Origin of the sequence: Brevibacillus laterosporus (assembly GCF_030489605.1) — a bacterium.
GTDB lineage: Bacteria > Bacillota > Bacilli > Brevibacillales > Brevibacillaceae > Brevibacillus_B > Brevibacillus_B laterosporus_E.
Window position 1 is genome coordinate 1 of the sequence record NZ_JAUKFY010000005.1, and the last position, 18,169, is coordinate 18,169.

Genomic DNA, 18,169 nt, shown 5'->3' on the forward strand with positions numbered 1-18,169 from the left:
CAGGGAATAAAGACATGTGTTTGGTATAATTATTCCTTAGTATATTAAAAAATGGTATAGTAGATTGAATCATATAGATTTATTCTGAGGAGTTATTATACGGAGAGTTACCCAAGAGGCCGAAGGGGACGGTTTGCTAAACCGTTAGTATGCGTAAGCGTAGCGAGGGTTCGAATCCCTCACTCTCCGCCATATTGTTTTATATAGTTTTTTGGCGGTGTAGCTCAGCTGGCTAGAGCGTTCGGTTCATACCCGAAAGGTCGGGGGTTCGATCCCCTCCGCCGCTACCATAGGGGCATAGTTTAGTGGTAGAACAAAAGTCTCCAAAACTTTTGGTGTGGGTTCGATTCCTACTGCCCCTGCCAACTTTTACTTACATAATGGCGGTCGTGGCGAAGTGGTTAACGCATCGGATTGTGGCTCCGACACTCGTGGGTTCGATTCCCATCGATCGCCCCTTTTTAATTTCATAAGGGAGTATAGCCAAGTGGTAAGGCACAGGTCTGCAAAACCTTTATTCCCCGGTTCAAATCCGGGTACTCCCTCCAAAATGCGTCCCAGTAGCTCAGCTGGATAGAGCAACCGCCTTCTAAGCGGTCGGTCGGGAGTTCGAGTCTCTCCTGGGACGCCATTTTTATGTCTTTTTTAAAATTGAATGCCAACCTTTAAAAAGGGAAATCACATAAGACTCTGCTCGGCCAAAAGGTTCGTATCGCTGAGTTTTTATTGTTTTTATAGTTGTAAAGAAAAGTAAGAAGTGAGAATTTTATTAAAAATATTCCATAAAAATTCAGATTTTGTCAGTTTATACAAAAATATTTGTCGATGAAATAGGATTTTTTATAGGAGACAGGGAAAAGGTAAATGATTACATCTTATGCCAAATAGTTCTTTTGTCCCTGGAATAAAAAAACATCTCTATAGAAATTTTACTAGGAATATCGGCTGACCTTTAGTTATAGAGGCCAGATTTTTGCATCTTCTGGATTCAAGCCTATTTGAAAAGGGTACACCTTTTTATAGCAGGCTTTTTTTTCTGTAGTAAATTTTGAGGTTGCAGAATAAGAGTAGGATGAAGAGGGAAACGTGATAGGGACAAATGTTTCTCAAAAAACTGCTTGCAAGATGAAGCGAATCACTGAGCTTTTGCGTCATATTAAGCAACAAATAGATATAGAGAGAACTAAACATTGATTTTTCCCACTTTTGAACGATTGCAGGCTAGTTGTGAATCGTGTAAACTCGCAAATAGGGTTTGAAGGAGATATAACACTACCTGTATGCATATAAGCATACCAGGTCGAGGAGAAGAAAAGATGGTTGACTTAAAAGATATAATTGAGGGGCTTTTCATCGGTTTTACCACCACAATGGGGTTAGTCAGCATCTATCAAACAGCAATTTCTGTAGGAGGAGGCATTTTACTTCATAAGAAAAAGCCTGTTACCCACAAGCCAGAGAAAACATTTGCTGTATTGATAGCTGCACACAATGAATCAGCGGTTGTTGCACCATTGATCGAGAATTTGAAAAAAATGGACTATCCGCGTGAGATGTACGACATTTTTGTTATCTGTGACAATTGTACAGATAACACCGCAGAGATTGTTCGAAAGCATGGCGCCTATGCTTGCGAACGATTTGACACTTCAAAACGTGGCAAGGGCTACGGTATTGAGTGGATGCTAGAAAATTTATGGTCACGAGAAAAGCAGTACGATGCTGTCGTAATGTTTGATGCAGATAACTTGGTAGAGAAAAATTTCCTAACTGTCATGAACGATCGTCTATGCAAAGGACAACAAGTTATCCAAGGTTATCTTGACTCCAAAAACCCGTTTGACTCTTGGATTACTCTTTCATACGCTTGTACGTACTGGTTCACCAACCGTATGTGGCAATTGGCTCGCCATAACCTAGGGTTGCCAAACACATTAGGTGGTACGGGGCTTTGTATTGAGAGTAAGCTGTTAAAAGATATGGGGTGGGGAGCCACCAGCTTAACGGAAGACTTAGAGTTTGCAACGAGATGTATCGAGCGTGGCATCTACCCTTGCTGGGCTCATGAAACAAAGGTTTTCGACGAAAAACCAATCGACCTAAAATCTTCAATGAAGCAGAGACTTCGTTGGATGCAAGGTCATTATGATGTAGCTGGACGTTACATTGGTTCAGTTATAAAAAATGGCTTAAAAGCAAGAAGACTAGGAATGCTTGACGCAGCTTTCTACCTCTTTCAACCCATGTATGTGTTGATTGTTACATTTATGTCGGTATTGTTTATGGCCAGATTGTTGAGCTTTAGCACGTTCTTACCTACAACAGGCTTCTTGCCTGATTGGTTGATTTACGTGACAACAGGTATTTTCTATTTGTTACCTGTACTCGCATTGTATTTAGAGAAAGTCCCACTAAAAGCTTATTTGGGACTCATCCTGTTGCCAGTTTTCTTCCTGACATGGTTACCTATCTTCATTTACGCGTTCTTTACAAAGAACAATCAAGAGTGGAGCCATACTGCACATACACGTGCAATTCAGATTGAAGAAATGCAACAGTAATGTAAACGTAATAAAGTGGGAAATATAGTGATGAAGGACCGCGGGGAAGAACTGCGGTTCTTTTTTTCTAGAAAAAACTTCGAAATGTTATTGATGTTAATATAAGAGCAACGAATAGACGGTAGCCTGAGATGTGCAAAAATGTGCAGTGTAATATTTTTCACTATTAAAAAGCTCTACAGAAACTGGTATACTGTAGAAATGCACGGGACAGAAGGGAGTATAAAGATGTCAACGGAGGATATACAAAAGAGCTGTCAGCCTCTGCTATGGGGTGATAAGCGTTATCATACATGGAACTATCATTTGCGTAGTATGTTTCAACACAAGGTATTTAAGGTGCCGCTAGATGGAGGCTTTTCCTGCCCCAATCGAGATGGCAATGTTGCAGTAGGCGGCTGTACATTTTGTAGTGCACGTGGATCGGGAGACTTTGCAGGCGATCGTCGTATGACATTAGAGAAGCAATTTCATGATGTCAAGGACCGTATGCATGAAAAATGGCCTACAGCGAAGTATTTAGGGTTTTTTCAGGCATTTAGCAATACCTATGCGCCTGTAGAAGAGCTTCGCGATATGTACGAAACGATTTTACGACAAGATGATGTTGTGGGTCTTTCTATAGCAACCAGACCTGACTGTTTAGAAGATGATGTGGTTGAGTACTTAGCAGAATTAAATGAACGCACCTATCTGTGGCTAGAATTGGGCTTGCAAACAGTGCATGAACGCACACAGCTACTGATTAATCGCGCGCATGATTACCAATGCTATCTTGATGGCTTAGAGAAGTTGCGTAAACATAACATTCGTGTCTGCTCCCACATTATTTATGGATTACCTGGAGAGACTGCAGAAGATATGATGATGACTGCGCAGGCCGTTGCTCATTTGGATGTACAAGGTATTAAAATACATTTGCTGCATCTGTTAAAGAAAACGCCAATGGTGAAGCAGTACAATGCTGGCTTATTGGAATTCTTGACACAAGAGGAGTATACGAAATTAGTCGTCGACACTTTGGAAATTCTACCACCAGAAATGATTGTACATCGTATTACTGGTGATGGGCCTCCTGATATTTTGATTGGACCGATGTGGAGTCGTAAAAAATGGGAAGTGCTCAATGGGATCGAGGCAGAGATGAAACGTCGCAATACATGGCAAGGAAAGTTCTTTGATCCAAATTGGGTACCGCCATTGGACCTTGGAAAATAGTCGAAGAGGAATGTAAAAAAGGAACGCGAGCAATTAGCGTTCCTTTTTTTATAATAAATTCTTGCTTAGTTACTAATGCAGGGGGTCAGCTTTCATGAACGGAGGTGACAGCAAACCCATGATTCTCCAGTTCCTGAATAATATCAATCAGATTATCTTCTGTTTTAAACTTGACTAGAATACGTCTGACACCAGAGTGTTTAGAATCAAAGGATACACAGGAGATCACATTTGACTTGTGTTCGGTCAAAATACTGGAGATTTCTCGTAACACACCTTTTCCCTCGAAGCGGGTTAGGGTCATTCTGGTCCCTTTTACACCCATTCCAAAAGCAGATTCTAATACTAGCTCCATGTCTTTGCGTTTAATGATACCAAGAAAACGATTATTCTCGTCTACAATCGGTACAAAAGGATAACGCACAATAATAGGGAGGGCGTCTTCATAAAGATGCTCGGTTGTAAGTGGCTTTAAATTCTGGTCAACACCATCGGCAAGAGGAAGTTGAGTGAATTCTGTAAAAGTTTTGTCAGCATGATCTTGTTCGAATCTTTCAAACAAACTGCGTTTGCTCAGCGTTCCAAAATAAGTGCCATCTTCATTAATCACAGGCATGCTAAGCAATTTTCCCTTTTTCATTTCCTCCAGAGCATGGGCAATGGTGTCGGTTGGCTTTACCACTGTGAGAGAATGTAGTGGTGATAGACAGTCGGTAATGAACATGCAATAACCCCCTTATATCCTGATCTCTTCTTTAGTATAGAAATATCCTGTAGGGCTTGTAAACAATCCTTTTACTTCTTACCCAAATATTTTCGTGCTAAATTAGGATAATTTGTAATTATGCCATCAATTTGTAATGAAAAGAGTTCCTGCATGCGTTCCGGAGTGTTCACTGTCCATGCAAGCAGTGATAAATGATGCTGACGGGCAGCTTGCAGAAGTGCTTTATTTACCTGTTCTTCGGGGGCATGGAGTTCGTCCGCACGAAATTGTTTGGCAATCTCCCAGGGTTTATGTAATTGTCCGAAATAAAGCATACCGGTGCGAACTTGCGGGTCTAGCTCCTTAATACGCAAGAGGCTGTGATAATTAAAAGAGGAAACGACCACCTGTTTATGTAAACGAAGATCATGGATGTGACGAATTACATGCTCTTCCAGTTGAGGCTGGGGGACGATAAAGTTCTTTAGTTCAATGATAAGTCGAAGCCCCGTTGTTTTGACAAACAATAAGACATCTGATAGCTCTGGAACCTTTGTCGGGGGATAATATTTTCTGCTTTTGGCAGCCGCGTTTAGTCGATGGATCTGTTTATAGGTGAGATGCCGTACTTCGCCCACTCCATCAGTTGTATGCTCTACATTGGTATCGTGCATGACAATAAGCTGTTCATCGGCTGTTACTTGAACGTCGATTTCCATACCGTCAGAGCCTTGTAGATAGGCAGCATGAAAAGCGGGAAATGTATTTTCGGGATACATGCCAGAGGCACCCCTGTGAGCATAAATAAGGGTATGCATGGGTGGAATCCTCCTTTTTTCCTGTCTCTTCTTGATACCTATGCGCAAAGGCTGTGGTTTAGATATGAAAGAAGCGAATTGAGTCAAAGAGGTACTTTGGACAACTTGTCGAATGACTAGCAATGCAAGGAGTTTTATAATAGTAAGAAATAACGCAATGAGGTGTAAAGAAATGACGATGGAACCGAATGAAAATCTTTCACAAATAATTGTGGATATACATAACCAACGTATCAAGGTAATGGAGTACGACTCTGATCAAATAGACGAGATTGCAAAGTCCTCCAAACAACAGGCTGACGAATTGGGTATGACCAAGCTTATTGTCTATGCCCGACATGAGGATCTGTCAGCCTGGGGGAAACATGGATTTGTACGTGAAGGGATTCTCGAAGGCTGTATGAATGGCCAGAATGCCCACATGCTTCGATATTTTGTTACATCAGAACGAGGTACTCCTAAAAATGAGCCGCTTGCAGACGAATTTCTCCAAATAAGCTTGGCCAAACAAGCAAACAATAGTGTATGCAAGGAGCTGCCGGATAATTGTCGTGTCCGCTGGGCTGAGCTTGAAGATGCAGAAGAGCTGGCGAAGCTGTATCAAGTTGTTTTTGAGACCTATCCAACCCCCATGCATGATCCTGAGTATGTGCGAACTACGATGCAAGCAGACACCTATTACGCTGTTGTAGAAGCAGGGGGCAAGATTGTTTGCGCTGCTTCTGCTGAAGTGACACCGAATTGGGGATCAGCAGAAATGACGGATTGTGCCACACACCCTGATTGGTTAGGAAAGGGATTGCTTCAGCACCTGTTTGTAGCTTTGGAACAACGTATGCAAGAAATAGGTATTTACTATCTATATACGCTTACTCGTGCCCATTCCGCTGCGATGAATGTAACAGCTGCTAAAATGGGCTATCGGTATACCGGCAGGCTAATTAACAATTGTGTGATTTCAACCGGCTTTGAAGATATGAATATCTGGGTCAAGCCGTTAAAAGCTGTTTGGGACTGATAGCTTCATAGCTTACTATAGGGAATGTCCGACATGTCTGGGTAGAAAATTTGTTGCAAATGATAAGCCATAATGGCTAGCTGTAACTGCCAACAATGAGATGCATCTTGAAGTGATCCCGCTGTTTTTTGCTCTATCTGCTGTAAACGGTATTTAAGCGTGTGCCGGTGAATAAATAGACGTTGTGATGTTTTTTGCCCATTCAGACATTCTTCAAAATAGACCTGGATCGTCTCAAGCAATTGTTGTCCATGATTCTGATCATAGTGAAGCAATGTGGCTAAGAATGGCTTCCAGAGCCGCTGTAAGGCCTCAGGCTGCGTGTGATAGGGAAACAGGAACTGATAGCCGGCTAGCCGGTCAAAATGCGATACAGATTGAATTTGGGGTGCTGGGAGGAGAGCTGTCTGGCATTTCATGGCATAGATCGCTTCTTGAACGGCTATTGACAAGGCATCGAAGGAGGCACGGGGACTGCTAATCCCGATCGCCAACGGATGCTGAGGATGCAAATCAAGCCACTTTTTTGCCACTTTTTGAATAAAAACGTCACTAGCCTTATCTTCAGGCATTAGTAATAAGATTTCGGTTGCCCGTTCCTTACTGAGATAAGTAGGCTGATAAACCTCTGCTACCCGCTTTAATAAGGTTGGTAGCTTTTGTAGCATGTCAAAATGATATTCCTTTGCAGAAGGAGTAGCGGGTATGGCTAGCGCAACAACAAGATGCCGTGCATGATGATGAAGAGGGTAGCCTAACATACGGCTGCGTGCCTCCGATTCTGCATTAAGTTCAAAGGTGCCGCTTAGTAACTCATCTAAAAAATCGCCTTTTAGACGCCATTCTGCTTGGGCTATCTCCCTGTCCTTACTGCAAGCTAAGGCAGCCAATGTTGAGGCATGCTGCAAAGCGATCATATCCCATTCCTGCCGGCAAGTTTGCTGTTTTCGTAAGGTGATAGCGCCAAAGGTAAAACGAGCAGCTTCGATCGGATGGGTTAATTCGACAGCAGAGGTGGAGTCACAGCTTCGATCAGAGAGGACTTGGCGGGAACCTTCCGTTGAGAGCATTTCAACAGTGCTAGGTCTGCATGCTTGTGAGCAGGTACGAACTAATTCATAGCCGAGTACGTCTGTTATAATCACTTCACCTTGGGTAACGGCGGCTAATTCATCTGCAATGGCTGAAAGACCCTCACCTAGCAAAGCTACATCTAACAATCGCTGATGAATTTGTTCTGAATAGCGAATCAGCTCAAATTGACGATTCACAATTGGCTGAAGAATGGCTTTTGTGATGGTTGAGAAATTAAGCTCTGTGGGAATCTCAATCAAAGGGAGTCCAAACTGATTCGCTTGTTGAACAAAAAGGGCTGGAATTTCACGTAAATAAAATCCGGTATGAATAGCAACGCCACTCAATCCCCGAGCTGCAAGCGAAGGTATGAACTGATCGTATTTATCTGTGTTTATCTCCAAACCAAAACCGGTGGTAATAAGAAACTCCCCCGCTTGTAAACGCTCCAAATCTTCTACAATTTCTACGATTGTGACCCAATGAATTGGATGATGTAATCCAGATTCCCCTGCTACCAATCTGGTTTGCACCATATCAGGCAACTGCATGGCTTCGCGGATCGTTATAGACATGAGATTCCCGCCTTTCTATTACTTTGAAACACTCAATCCTTTACATGAACAAGCATTATACAAAATGTACAAAAAATTCTGTTTTTTATCCAGCATTTTTTTGCCAGGAAGTAGAATGTCAGGAGGTTCTATATTCGATACGATGAGTAATAAAGCGGCGGTGAAAACGGAAGGAGCGAAGGGAATGGATAGAAAAACCGAACGAAAAAGCTATGTAATTAAACCTGAATGGGGCAAACAATATCCACGAATTTCTCATGGAAAAGGAATTTACTTATATGAAGAGAGCGGAAAGCGTTATATGGATGCTTGTTCAGGGGCTGTAACTGTTAGTATCGGGCACGCGATGGATGAAGTGGTCGATGCTATGAGACAGCAAGCTGAAAAGGTATCCTTTGCTTATCGCTCACACTTCAGTAGTGAAGCAGTAGAGGAGTTAGCGGATATTCTGGCTGCTTGGGCACCTGGCAATGTGAATTGGAGCTTTTTTGTCAGCAGTGGATCAGAGGCAACGGAGACTGCTCAAAAAATTGCAATTCAGTACTGGCAAGAACAAGGACGCATGACTAAAAATCGGATTTTATCACGCTGGATGAGCTATCACGGAATTACGATGGGAGCTTTATCCATGTCAGGTCATGTGCTAAGACGCAAGCGTTTCGTACCGCTATTGGCAGATTACCCGTGTATATCGGCACCCTATCCCTATCGAAATCAGCAGGGACTTGACAGTGATGCATATGCACGTCAGACCGCAGATGAATTAGAAGCGGCCATTATCAGAACGGGAGCGGAAAATGTTGCGGCCTTTATCGCAGAGCCGATTATTGGCGCGTCTGGAGGTGCTGTAGTACCGCCAGACGGCTATTTTGCTCGCATCCGTGAAATTTGTACGAAGCATCAAATTTTATTTATAGCCGACGAAGTCATGACAGGTGTGGGGCGTACTGGTAAAAACTTTGGAATTGATCATTGGCAGGTAACGCCTGATGTAATGACGTTGGGGAAAGGAATGAGTTCGGGATATACACCAATGGCAGCCACAATGGTGAGTGATTCCATCATGCAGACGATTGCAGAAGGCTCTGGCTCTATCATGGCAGGTCATACGTACAGCGCTAACCCTCAGTCAGCAGCGGTTTGTGTGTCTGTAATACGTTACATGCAGCAGCATCAGCTAGTGAAAAAAGCTGAGGAGAATGGAAAGTATTTATTACAACATTTAAAACAAATCGAACAGGAATTTGACATGGTAGGAGAGGCGCGTGGGAAAGGATTACTGTGTGGATTGGAATTTGTAAAGAACAAGCTGACAAAAGAGCCATTCGCACTCTCACATCAAGTAACAAATCGAATTATCCAGAGAGCATTTGCTAAAGGATTGATGATTTATCCAGCTATTGGCGGTTTAGATGGAATAGCAGGCGATGCAATCATTATTTCGCCCCCGCTTATTATTGAACAGCATGAAATTGATGAACTGATCCATCTACTGCGTCAGACCTTGCAGGAAGCCCAAGCGGAGTTCAAGAGAGAGGGAATCTGGTAGAAGGGAGGAGCATATATGATTTCACAATCAACCTGGAATAAAGAGATTTCATTAGAAGAAGCCTTGAAGCATTTTCATGATGGGATGACATTGATGGTTGGTGGCTTCGGTGGGGTCGGCAACCCTCCTACCCTAATACAGGGACTATTGGAAAAACAAATTAAAGGACTAACGCTGATTAGCAATGATACCGCTTTTCCTGATATTGGAGTCGGACGATTAATTACACAGCGTCGAGTGAGGAAGGTCATTGCTTCTCACATTGGCTCTAATCCGAATGCTGGTGCTCAAATGACGGCAGGGGAGCTGGAGGTGGAATTTTGTCCACAAGGCATTTTGGCAGAAAGAATTCGAGCAGGTGGAGTAGGTCTGGGAGGAATTTTATCTGACATTGGAATCGGTACAATTGCGGAAGAAGGTAAGCAGCAGGTGATAGTGGATGGAAAAACATTTTTAATTGAGACACCGCTAACTGCCCAAGTGGCTATCGTATCTGCTAAAAAGGCAGATCGATTTGGCAATCTTGTTTTTGATACAAGTGCCCGTAACTTTAACCCTTTGGTGGCAATGGCTGGTGACATCACGATCGTGGAAGCAGAAGAAATTGTTGAGATTGGAGAGCTTGACCCTGAAGAAATCGTGACACCAGGCGTGTTTGTAACCTATATCGTGCAAAGTGAAGGGGTGAATTGGCGATGGGCATGGGAGAAGTGACAAAAGAAGGTACGACTGAGAGTTATCGGGAGCGAATTGCCAGGCGTGCTGCTTCGGAGATAAAAAGCGGCATGCTGATTAATCTAGGGATCGGTATCCCTACGCTCGTAGCAGATTTTATACCAGAAGAAAAATATGTTTTGTTTCATGCTGAGAATGGCATTGTAGGTACAGGTCCCACTCCCCGGAAAGGAGAAGAAAATCCGAATTTGTGCAACGCGGGAGGTTTTCCTGTTACTTTGATGCCCGGGGCTTCCTTTTTTGATAGTGCCACCGCTTTTGCTATCATTCGCAGAGGCATGTTAGATATGACGATTCTTGGGGTATTAGAGGTAAGTCAGCGTGGTGATATTGCCAATTGGATTGTTCCTGGAAAGCGGGTTCCAGGGATGGGCGGAGCGATGGAATTAGCACAAAAGGCAAAGAAGGTTCTAGTCCTTACTACACATTTGGACAAAAATGGTCGCTCCAAAATTGTCCGTGAGTGCAAGCTGCCTCTGACCGCAAAAGGATGTGCCGATATGATAATCACTGATATGGCAGTGATGGAGGTAAAGACGGATGGATTGCATTTGTTGGAGGTTATGCATCCCTACACTGTAGCAGATGTTATTGGTGCGACGGAAGCAGAGCTGTTATTTAGCGGAGAAGTAACAACTTTTTTCTAAGGGGGAGACTACCATGAGCGTAAGCCAGACACTAACCTGGCAGGAACGAATTCGTGAGCAGCTACAGAAGGAGCGAGCGGGTGCCATAGGCTTGTTGCAGGAATGGGTGCGTGAGGCCAGCGTACAAGGGCAGGAAGCAGGAATTCAGCAGAAAATAGCCAATCGCCTGGTAGCGCTGGGACTTGAAGTCGATGTGTGGGAGATGACAGGCGGCGAGCTTGAAAAGCTGGAGAAACATGCCTATTTTGTTTCACCGCGTACTGAATTTTCAGGTAGTCCGAATGTAGTAGGGATATGGAAGGGTACGGGAGGAGGACGTTCTCTTATTCTCAATGGCCATGTTGATGTTGTCCCAGAAGGAGAGCTAAATCAATGGACCCAAGAGCCGTTTCGTGGAGAAATTGTGGATGGAAAATTGTACGGCCGCGGAGTAACGGACATGAAAGGTGGCAATCTCGCTTCTCTCTTAGCTATACAAACCCTCCAACAGCTTGGTGTGCGTTTGAAGGGCGATGTTATCTTTCAAAGTGTTGTAGAAGAAGAAAGCGGTGGGGCGGGGACCTTATCCACCATTTTACGCGGGTATAAAGCGGACGCTGCTTTAATACCTGAGCCAACAAACCTGAAAATTTTTCCTAAGCAACAAGGCTCAATGTGGTTCCGCTTATCCATACGAGGCAGATCGGCACATGGGGGTACACGTTATGAAGGAGTTAGTGCCATCGAAAAAAGCATGACTGTAATCAGACAAATTCAGCGCTTAGAGCAAGCGAGAAATCAACGAATCTCAGACCCTTTATACGCGAAATTACCGATACCGATACCTATTAATCTAGGTGTAATACAAGGTGGAAAATGGCCATCATCTGTTTCGGATTTGGTTACAATAGAAGGACGTATGGGTGTAGCGCCTGGAGAAGAGATGGAGACGGCCAAAATTGAAATGCAGACTGCGTTACAAAAGCTTACAGAGGAAGATGAATGGTTTGTAGATCATCCTGTGGAGCTGGAATGGTATGGTGCCAGATGGGTACCCGGAGAGGTAGAAATGGATCATCCATTGCTTGCGCTATTGCAGGAGCTATATCCGTCTGTTTTTGGAGAGGCAGCGATCATAGAAGCATCGCCCTGGGGAACTGATGGCGGTCTATTAACGAAGCTAGCTGATACTCCTTCTATCATTATAGGACCAGGGGTAACCCAAGTCGCACATTATCCCGATGAGTATATCGTCCTCGATGATATTTTTGCGTGTGCTGAGTTATTTGCACTGACTCTCATAGAGTGGTGTGAGATAGCTGAGTAATCAGTAAATAAAAGAAAAACTATTAAACTCATAAATTTTTTTAAAAAGGTATTGCTATTTAATTTTTTATATGCTATATTCTTTATGTAACAACGCGGAGGGATACCGAAGTGGTCATAACGGGGCGGTCTTGAAAACCGTTAGGCGGCAACGTCACGGGGGTTCGAATCCCTCTCCCTCCGCCATACATAAAGAATAGCAAACCGATGAGCTGAAAGGTTCATCGGTTTTTTTGTCTGCTTGTATAGAGTGCGTGTCTAAGATTGAGAGAGCATGTTCACATGTAAAACACTACGCGAAATGGATATAAAACATACACGTATGAAAAATCCCGGTTCGCAGCCTTAGAAGGCTTGAACCGGGATTTCCCTTAGCAAGTAAAGTTTAGATAAACGAATATATTCGTGTTTACGGCGTTGATTTACCATCAGCAGCCTTTTGGATATGCTGCTGAGCTAATTCACCTAGATCTTTAATATTAATGGAGAAATTAAAATTCTTATAGTAGACGGTGGCTTTCGGATCGCCCTTTTTCCCCTCAATACGAATATTCGTCGTCTTGATTTCATAGCTTCCATCTTCGCGGAAATTGTAAGTGGCATCCTTAATTTCAGAATCGATTAAAGGTCTTACAGTCGATGTAAACACTTCATCGACACCATTTACCACCTGACGTCCCATGTTTACTACTTCAGTTGGCGTATAATTGAAACCAAAGACCAGAATAGCCCCGACGACCAGACTAAATAAAACAATTTTGTACAAGGCTTTTAGAAAAAAATTAAGCACAAACACTGCCAATAGGACCAGGATAAGAATCACCCAATAATCCTTGGCAAATGTAATGAGTTGGTCCATTTCTACAAAGTCACTCCTTCATGAAAGGGTAAGAACCATAAGGATAATGTAGGAACTTACCAAATTACGTATTTAGTCTATCATACACAATCTGGTGGACGGATACAAACTGTGCAATGATTTTAGAAAAAATAATAAAAAAATACTTGTTTTTTTAAATATGCTCTAGTATAATAATCCTTGCTGATGTATTTCGCAGGATGAAATTATTTCATACATAATGATTATCAGCTATTATATGGAGGGATACCGAAGTGGTCATAACGGGGCGGTCTTGAAAACCGTTAGGCGGCAACGTCACGGGGGTTCGAATCCCTCTCCCTCCGCCATATTGCATACATGGGAAGCCGATGACTTGTTCATCGGCTTTTTTACTTTCATCAAAACAATTGTCTACAACTAAAACAAGCTGGCTGGGAGATGGATAATCTGTCTTAGGCTGTAATCGTTTGAAGCATTACGATTACGGGTATCAATAATGTAAATAGAGTTCATAACGAAGATCACACCAGCGAAATATGAATGAGTAATCACTTTTTTCCAAAAATACCTTGACGGTCATCAAAAAGCAGAGTACACTAATCTCTGTACTGACTGGTCAGTTTATATGGGGGTACATATTAATGAGTAAAAAGAAAGATTTGATTTATGAGAGTGCCCTGCAAGCTTTTGCCCAATATGGGTATACGGATACAACGATGGATACGATTGCAGAATTTGCCCAGGTAGCTAAGGGGACGTTGTATTACCACTTTAAGACAAAGGAGGAGTTATTTTATTATGTAAATCAAAAGGGAGTGGAAATGCTGATGGAGTCCGTCAAAGGGGCGACGGAAGATAGCAGCTTAACGCCACAGGAACGTCTTTTACACGTACTAGATGAGCATTTGCGCTTCTTTTCGGATAACAGTGAGTTTTGTCTATTGCTGTTAAGTTTCTCCTCAGGAGATATAACACGAGATAATATGGTTCGAACATTATTAGGCAATTATTTTTCTTTAATGGAGAAATACCTGGCAAACATGCAGGAACAAGGCTTTATAAAAAGCGATATGGAAACGCAGACAGTTGTATCCGCTTTGTTTGGAAGCATTGGATTTGTGGTTCTTCGCAAGATGTTCCGAAATGAGCCAGTTTATACGCTAGAGACCAGAGATACATTACTCATTCTATTTAAAGGGGCTCTGGGACTCGCTTAAATTGCAAATTGGAGTGGAAGGTTATGAGAGAGAATAAAAAGATGATGGTTGGTTTGGTTGGATTTTTAGCAGCTATCGTACTTTTGGGTGGATACTTACTTTTTTCTGAAAAAAATAGCTATGCCGGAGGTTCCGCGAAGCAAGTAACTGCTGTTGTAGAAGGAACCGAAGTAGATTTAGCCTTCAAGGTTCCAGGAACCATTGACAGAATTGATGTTAAAGAGGGCGACAAAGTAGTTGAAGGTCAACTCTTAGCCGTGCTGGGAAGCGCTGAGATAGCAGCAAAACGCGATCAGGCAGCAGCTGCGTACCAATTAGCTCAAGCAAAATTGGAGCAGGCTAAAAAAGGAGTTTCCGTTACCAGTGGATCAAGCGATGCTACGGTAAAGCAGGCTCAGGCAGCTTTGCAAGCAGCTCAAGCGAATTTGCAAGCCAACAAAAACGGGGCACGTCCAGAAGAGATTGCGCAGCTAAAAGGAAAGCTTCAGGCAACCAAAACAGCACGCGATTTGGCTCAGACGAACATGAAACGCATGGAGGATTTATTAAAAGAGGGGGCTATTCCAAAAATTAAATTGGAAGAATCTCAGGCTGAATTTGAAAAATATTCTGCTGAATATACCGCAACACAAGAGCAATTAAACATGGCTCAAAAAGGTGCCCGCCCAGAACAGATTGAAGCACTTACAGCTCAAGTAAACCAAGCGAATGCAGCATACCAAAATGCAATTGCAGGTCTTGGTCAGGTAGGATTGCGCGAATCTGATGTAAAATCAGCAGAAGCTGGCGTAAAACAAGCAAAAGGGGCTTTGGATGAAGCAGAAGCATACTTGCGTAATACACAAATGATTGCACCTGTTAGCGGTATCGTAAAATCTATTTCCTCACAAAAAGGGGAACTTGTAGCACAAGGCTCTTCTATTATGACAATTCAAGTAGAAAACGATAAATTTGTAAAAATGTATGTAGATGAAAACCAACTTGGCAACATAAAAGTAGGCGAGAAAACTACACTGTTTGTTCCAAGCTTAAATAAGGAAGTAAATGCGACTGTACAAATGGTAGCACCAGCAGCAGATTTTGCAACGAAGAAAGCAACACAGGAGCTAAACTCCCGTGATTTGCGAGCATTCCAAGTGAAATTGCAAGTGGAGGATATTGATGTACGCCCTGGCTTTACTGTCGAATGGCACCTAAAAGGGGCTGGCGCTCGTGAATAGCTTTTTGCAATTAGTTGCTGACGAATGGAGATCCATTTATACGAATAAAACGATACGTAATATTGTGTTTCTTGTTCCATGTGTCTATATGCTCATGTTTGGATATTTGTATCAGGAAAAGCGAGTGATGGAAATACCGACAGTGGTAGCAGACTTGGACCAAACAGAATTAACACGGGAATTGATCAGAGCGATTGATAATGATCAAACGTTTTCAGTAACAAATGTAGTTACAACAGAAGAAGAGTTACAACATCTGATGACTTATGAAGAGGCGCAAGTTGGATTTATCATTCCAAAGGGCTTGACCGTCAATGCCAAATTGGGTAAGCCAACAGAGATTTTAAATCTGATTGATGGAAGTAACATGATGATTTCCAATACCTCTGTACGCGCTGCGAGCTCTCTCGTGAAAACGATCTCTGGCGGAGTGACGTTAAAAAAGTTAGAGGCGAAAGGTGAATGGGGCAGTGCGGCAACAAACTTTGCAACAGGGATTGACTATCGCTATCGGATTCTGCATAACCCAGCCTTTAACTATCTGGCATTTATGATTTTTGGGTTGGCAGGAACTGTCTTGCAGCAGGTAGCATTCTTGAGTGTTTCTTTAAGCGTAACTCGTCAAAAAGAAGAAGGAACTTGGATGGATACCTTAAAGGGAAATGGGTTTGTCAAAATTGCGTTAAGTAAAATAACGACTCATATGATCCTTGCCATGTTTAACTTTTTGCTAACATATGTATTGATCTTTAAATTCTTTGAGGTTACGTACTATGGAAGCTTGAGCTTACTTTTCCTAAGCGGATTTATTTTCAATCTAGCAGTAGTGTCTATTGGATTTGCTATTTCGTTTTTCTCTTCCAATATGCTACAAGCGACACAAACAGCCATGCTAATCGCAGTACCATCATTTATGCTATCTGGATGGACTTGGCCAATTACTTCTATGCCAACAGCGATTGCTATCATAGCAAAATCCTTGCCGCTCACATATTTCCTACATTCCGCACGAGAAATTATCAGCAAAGGACACGGCTGGGAATTTGTTAGCACCGATAATCTTATATTGCTCTTTATGATTGTCGTTGCGCTATTTGTGGCATTTGTTACGTACATGTATCAAAAGAAATATACTAGAAAAAACTATCAATCTAATTCAGAAACTGTGTTATAAAATAAAAACTTCTTGTAACTCCGGGGCAGTTTTTTTACAATAAACGTAAATCTTTATATCTGTTGCCCTAAGGAGGATTCTCTATGTCAGACGCTCATGTAAAACAGTTATGCGAAGATACCTTTATGCGGTTGAAGAAGGTTAGCATAGAAGTGGAGAGATTCCTAAATCAAACTACTTTAGCAGATTTGGTTGAAAGATCTGGAGATGCTGAGGAGTATGAAGCTTACTATGGTAGCTATCTTTCTGATTTACGTCGCTTGTTGGTTTATGCAGAGAATGCCTATGAGAAGTTGGGAATTTGTCTTCGACGTGCTCGCTTTAACGAGGAGTTTGCCGAAGAAGCCCTCTATCAGGTGTACCACACCTGTGTAATTAATTTTTACTATCCCAAAGGCGAGGTTTACGATGAGGATGGCAGGTATTCGTACACAGGGCAAGACTGCATTATTTTCCGCAAAGAGGTTACTCCTGAACTAGAGAGCCTAACATTAGGATTATCTCGAATTTTTGAGCCTCTACGTGATGAATTGCAGTACTACGAAACAGATTACATTACGAAAAAGCGGATGCAACCGAGCAATTAACAGGAGAATGGGTTTTACAAGTATTTATTTTATAACGGCATTATATCTAGGTGGAGACCTTTCATTTTGAAGGGTCTCTTTTTTCTCTGCTAATAGGTTATGCTTTCTTTTTCTATTATACAAATAAATCAGAAAATTAAAAGGGATTATATGAGCGAAAAGTGTCAAATTTTTTGACTTTTTTGTGACTTGTTACAAGATTTTACAAAATGAATTGATTTCATCCTTATAAAAAATAGGCTTTCCAAAAATTTTAATGGAACATGCAGCATGTGAGACAACCATCTATTCCATTTAAGGAAAGCCTATTTTTACATAGGTCTACATCAGTACGGGAAGTTTTAACGAAGCAATCGCTTGATCTACCTGTTGTAGATAGTTTTCTCGAATAGCTTCCTCCACATACGGTACTTCTGCGAAATTATGATAGATAACCGGTTCAAACCCTGAGAATCGTAAAATACCGTCAACGACCTGTTTTTTAACAACCTCGTCCAGACCATTTGCCTGCATTTCCCGCTGTGATTCTCGTGTAGTTGTAAAAACAAGGGCTTGCTTCCCCGTTAACAAACCAACGGGCCCATTTTTTTCATATTGAAAGGCAAATCCATCTGAAAAGATACGATCTATGTAGCCTTTCAAAATGGCTGGTTGTGACCACCACCAAACAGGATAAATCATAATCAACAGATCAGATTCCGATAAAATGGTTTGTTCCTCTTCGATGGCTTTTGGCACTTGCTCTTGTTCCAATGCTTGCATATCAGCGGGAGAAAAAATGGGTGAAAATTTTTGTTCATACAAATTACGTAAGCTCGGTGTGATACCATGCTTATGCAGGCTCTCTGTCACTTGCTGTAAGATAGCGTGATTAAAGCTTTTCGTTCCAGGATGAGCAAACAAAATGACGGCTTTCAAGTAACA

16 protein-coding genes and 8 tRNA genes are annotated in these 18,169 nt (G+C 42.2%); 19 read left to right on the plus strand and 5 right to left on the minus strand.

Going from position 1 to position 18,169, the window contains the following annotated elements; translation table 11 throughout:
* The first annotated feature begins 101 nt into the window (after positions 1 to 101).
* From QZ995_RS07100 to QZ995_RS07135, 8 genes are all read left to right on the plus strand, one after another.
* A tRNA-Ser gene (locus QZ995_RS07100) sits at positions 102 to 192 on the plus strand.
* A 21-nt stretch (positions 193 to 213) separates the two neighbouring features.
* Positions 214 to 290: transfer RNA gene (locus QZ995_RS07105), tRNA-Met, on the plus strand.
* Between the two features lies 1 nt (position 291).
* Positions 292 to 365: transfer RNA gene (locus tag QZ995_RS07110), tRNA-Trp, on the plus strand.
* Between the two features lie 18 nt (positions 366 to 383).
* Positions 384 to 456, plus strand: a tRNA-His gene (locus QZ995_RS07115).
* 17 nt (positions 457 to 473) lie between these two features.
* Positions 474 to 548 (plus strand) — tRNA-Cys (locus QZ995_RS07120).
* A 6-nt stretch (positions 549 to 554) separates the two neighbouring features.
* A tRNA-Arg gene (locus tag QZ995_RS07125) sits at positions 555 to 631 on the plus strand.
* A gap of 685 nt (positions 632 to 1,316) precedes the next feature.
* Positions 1,317 to 2,561, plus strand: a complete 1,245-nt coding sequence (locus QZ995_RS07130) for a glycosyltransferase family 2 protein (protein WP_301804898.1) — start codon at positions 1,317 to 1,319, stop codon at positions 2,559 to 2,561.
* A gap of 228 nt (positions 2,562 to 2,789) precedes the next feature.
* Positions 2,790 to 3,779: a TIGR01212 family radical SAM protein gene (locus QZ995_RS07135; protein ID WP_301804900.1), complete on the plus strand. Its 990-nt coding sequence runs from the start codon at positions 2,790 to 2,792 to the stop codon at positions 3,777 to 3,779.
* An 85-nt stretch (positions 3,780 to 3,864) separates the two neighbouring features.
* Here the strand turns inward: QZ995_RS07135 and QZ995_RS07140 are convergent, their stop codons facing one another.
* Positions 3,865 to 4,503, minus strand: coding sequence for a CBS domain-containing protein (locus QZ995_RS07140; RefSeq protein ID WP_301804901.1), 639 nt, complete (start codon positions 4,501 to 4,503; stop codon positions 3,865 to 3,867).
* 71 nt (positions 4,504 to 4,574) lie between these two features.
* On the minus strand, positions 4,575 to 5,303 hold the full coding sequence (locus tag QZ995_RS07145) for a glycerophosphodiester phosphodiesterase (RefSeq protein ID WP_301804903.1): 729 nt from the start codon (positions 5,301 to 5,303) through the stop codon (positions 4,575 to 4,577).
* 172 nt (positions 5,304 to 5,475) lie between these two features.
* Here QZ995_RS07145 and ablB point away from each other — a divergent pair, with 172 nt between their 5' ends.
* Positions 5,476 to 6,321, plus strand: a complete 846-nt coding sequence (ablB, locus tag QZ995_RS07150) for a putative beta-lysine N-acetyltransferase (protein ID WP_301804905.1) — start codon at positions 5,476 to 5,478, stop codon at positions 6,319 to 6,321.
* Positions 6,322 to 6,326: 5 nt separating this feature from the next.
* On the opposite strand, the gene QZ995_RS07155 is transcribed toward ablB, so the two are convergent.
* Entirely contained in the window at positions 6,327 to 7,970 is a 1,644-nt protein-coding gene (locus tag QZ995_RS07155; RefSeq protein WP_301804907.1) for a PucR family transcriptional regulator, read from the minus strand.
* 184 nt (positions 7,971 to 8,154) lie between these two features.
* Between QZ995_RS07155 and QZ995_RS07160 the strand changes: the two genes are divergently transcribed.
* From QZ995_RS07160 to QZ995_RS07180, 5 genes are all read left to right on the plus strand, one after another.
* Positions 8,155 to 9,519 (plus strand): aspartate aminotransferase family protein, encoded by a 1,365-nt coding sequence (locus QZ995_RS07160; RefSeq protein WP_301805604.1) that lies wholly within the window; start codon positions 8,155 to 8,157, stop codon positions 9,517 to 9,519.
* A 15-nt stretch (positions 9,520 to 9,534) separates the two neighbouring features.
* Positions 9,535 to 10,233: a 3-oxoacid CoA-transferase subunit A gene (locus QZ995_RS07165; protein WP_301804909.1), complete on the plus strand. Its 699-nt coding sequence runs from the start codon at positions 9,535 to 9,537 to the stop codon at positions 10,231 to 10,233.
* A complete protein-coding gene (locus tag QZ995_RS07170; protein ID WP_301804912.1) occupies positions 10,215 to 10,901 on the plus strand; it encodes a 3-oxoacid CoA-transferase subunit B in 687 nt (228 codons plus the stop codon). Before QZ995_RS07165 ends, QZ995_RS07170 begins: the two co-directional genes overlap by 19 nt.
* Positions 10,902 to 10,914: 13 nt before the next feature.
* Complete coding sequence (locus tag QZ995_RS07175) at positions 10,915 to 12,207, plus strand: peptidase (RefSeq protein WP_301804914.1); 1,293 nt, start codon at positions 10,915 to 10,917, stop codon at positions 12,205 to 12,207.
* A gap of 96 nt (positions 12,208 to 12,303) precedes the next feature.
* A tRNA-Ser gene (locus QZ995_RS07180) sits at positions 12,304 to 12,392 on the plus strand.
* A gap of 223 nt (positions 12,393 to 12,615) precedes the next feature.
* On the opposite strand, the gene QZ995_RS07185 is transcribed toward QZ995_RS07180, so the two are convergent.
* Positions 12,616 to 13,065: a hypothetical protein gene (locus QZ995_RS07185; protein ID WP_301804916.1), complete on the minus strand. Its 450-nt coding sequence runs from the start codon at positions 13,063 to 13,065 to the stop codon at positions 12,616 to 12,618.
* Between the two features lie 240 nt (positions 13,066 to 13,305).
* Between QZ995_RS07185 and QZ995_RS07190 the strand changes: the two genes are divergently transcribed.
* The 5 genes from QZ995_RS07190 to QZ995_RS07210 all read left to right on the plus strand — a co-directional run bounded on the left by QZ995_RS07190 (position 13,306) and on the right by QZ995_RS07210 (position 17,245).
* Positions 13,306 to 13,394: transfer RNA gene (locus tag QZ995_RS07190), tRNA-Ser, on the plus strand.
* A gap of 294 nt (positions 13,395 to 13,688) precedes the next feature.
* Positions 13,689 to 14,264 carry a TetR/AcrR family transcriptional regulator gene (locus tag QZ995_RS07195; RefSeq protein WP_003338155.1) on the plus strand — a complete coding sequence of 192 codons (576 nt, stop codon included), beginning with the start codon at positions 13,689 to 13,691 and terminating at the stop codon, positions 14,262 to 14,264.
* A 23-nt stretch (positions 14,265 to 14,287) separates the two neighbouring features.
* On the plus strand, positions 14,288 to 15,484 hold the full coding sequence (locus tag QZ995_RS07200) for an HlyD family secretion protein (protein ID WP_301804924.1): 1,197 nt from the start codon (positions 14,288 to 14,290) through the stop codon (positions 15,482 to 15,484).
* Complete coding sequence (locus QZ995_RS07205) at positions 15,477 to 16,658, plus strand: ABC transporter permease (protein ID WP_301804926.1); 1,182 nt, start codon at positions 15,477 to 15,479, stop codon at positions 16,656 to 16,658. The genes QZ995_RS07200 and QZ995_RS07205 overlap by 8 nt, the downstream gene beginning before the upstream one ends.
* Before the next feature lie 83 nt (positions 16,659 to 16,741).
* The gene (locus QZ995_RS07210) at positions 16,742 to 17,245 is read left to right on the plus strand and encodes a DUF3907 family protein (RefSeq protein ID WP_031414118.1); all 504 of its coding nucleotides are present in this window, start codon (positions 16,742 to 16,744) and stop codon (positions 17,243 to 17,245) included.
* 321 nt (positions 17,246 to 17,566) lie between these two features.
* Here the strand turns inward: QZ995_RS07210 and QZ995_RS07215 are convergent, their stop codons facing one another.
* Entirely contained in the window at positions 17,567 to 18,163 is a 597-nt protein-coding gene (locus QZ995_RS07215; protein ID WP_301804928.1) for an NAD(P)H-dependent oxidoreductase, read from the minus strand.
* Positions 18,164 to 18,169: the final 6 nt, after the last annotated feature.

Coding starts and splice junctions, on each gene's coding strand:
- QZ995_RS07200 (WP_301804924.1), top strand. CDS start 14,288: ATGAGAGAGAATAAAAAGATGATGGTTGGTTTGGTTGGATTTTTAGCA.
- QZ995_RS07185 (WP_301804916.1), bottom strand. CDS start 13,065: ATGGACCAACTCATTACATTTGCCAAGGATTATTGGGTGATTCTTATC.
- QZ995_RS07135 (WP_301804900.1), top strand. CDS start 2,790: ATGTCAACGGAGGATATACAAAAGAGCTGTCAGCCTCTGCTATGGGGT.
- QZ995_RS07170 (WP_301804912.1), top strand. CDS start 10,215: ATGGGCATGGGAGAAGTGACAAAAGAAGGTACGACTGAGAGTTATCGG.
- QZ995_RS07210 (WP_031414118.1), top strand. CDS start 16,742: ATGTCAGACGCTCATGTAAAACAGTTATGCGAAGATACCTTTATGCGG.
- QZ995_RS07160 (WP_301805604.1), top strand. CDS start 8,155: ATGGATAGAAAAACCGAACGAAAAAGCTATGTAATTAAACCTGAATGG.
- QZ995_RS07175 (WP_301804914.1), top strand. CDS start 10,915: ATGAGCGTAAGCCAGACACTAACCTGGCAGGAACGAATTCGTGAGCAG.
- QZ995_RS07145 (WP_301804903.1), bottom strand. CDS start 5,303: ATGCATACCCTTATTTATGCTCACAGGGGTGCCTCTGGCATGTATCCC.
- QZ995_RS07165 (WP_301804909.1), top strand. CDS start 9,535: ATGATTTCACAATCAACCTGGAATAAAGAGATTTCATTAGAAGAAGCC.
- QZ995_RS07155 (WP_301804907.1), bottom strand. CDS start 7,970: ATGTCTATAACGATCCGCGAAGCCATGCAGTTGCCTGATATGGTGCAA.
- QZ995_RS07130 (WP_301804898.1), top strand. CDS start 1,317: ATGGTTGACTTAAAAGATATAATTGAGGGGCTTTTCATCGGTTTTACC.
- QZ995_RS07195 (WP_003338155.1), top strand. CDS start 13,689: ATGAGTAAAAAGAAAGATTTGATTTATGAGAGTGCCCTGCAAGCTTTT.
- ablB (WP_301804905.1), top strand. CDS start 5,476: ATGACGATGGAACCGAATGAAAATCTTTCACAAATAATTGTGGATATA.
- QZ995_RS07140 (WP_301804901.1), bottom strand. CDS start 4,503: ATGTTCATTACCGACTGTCTATCACCACTACATTCTCTCACAGTGGTA.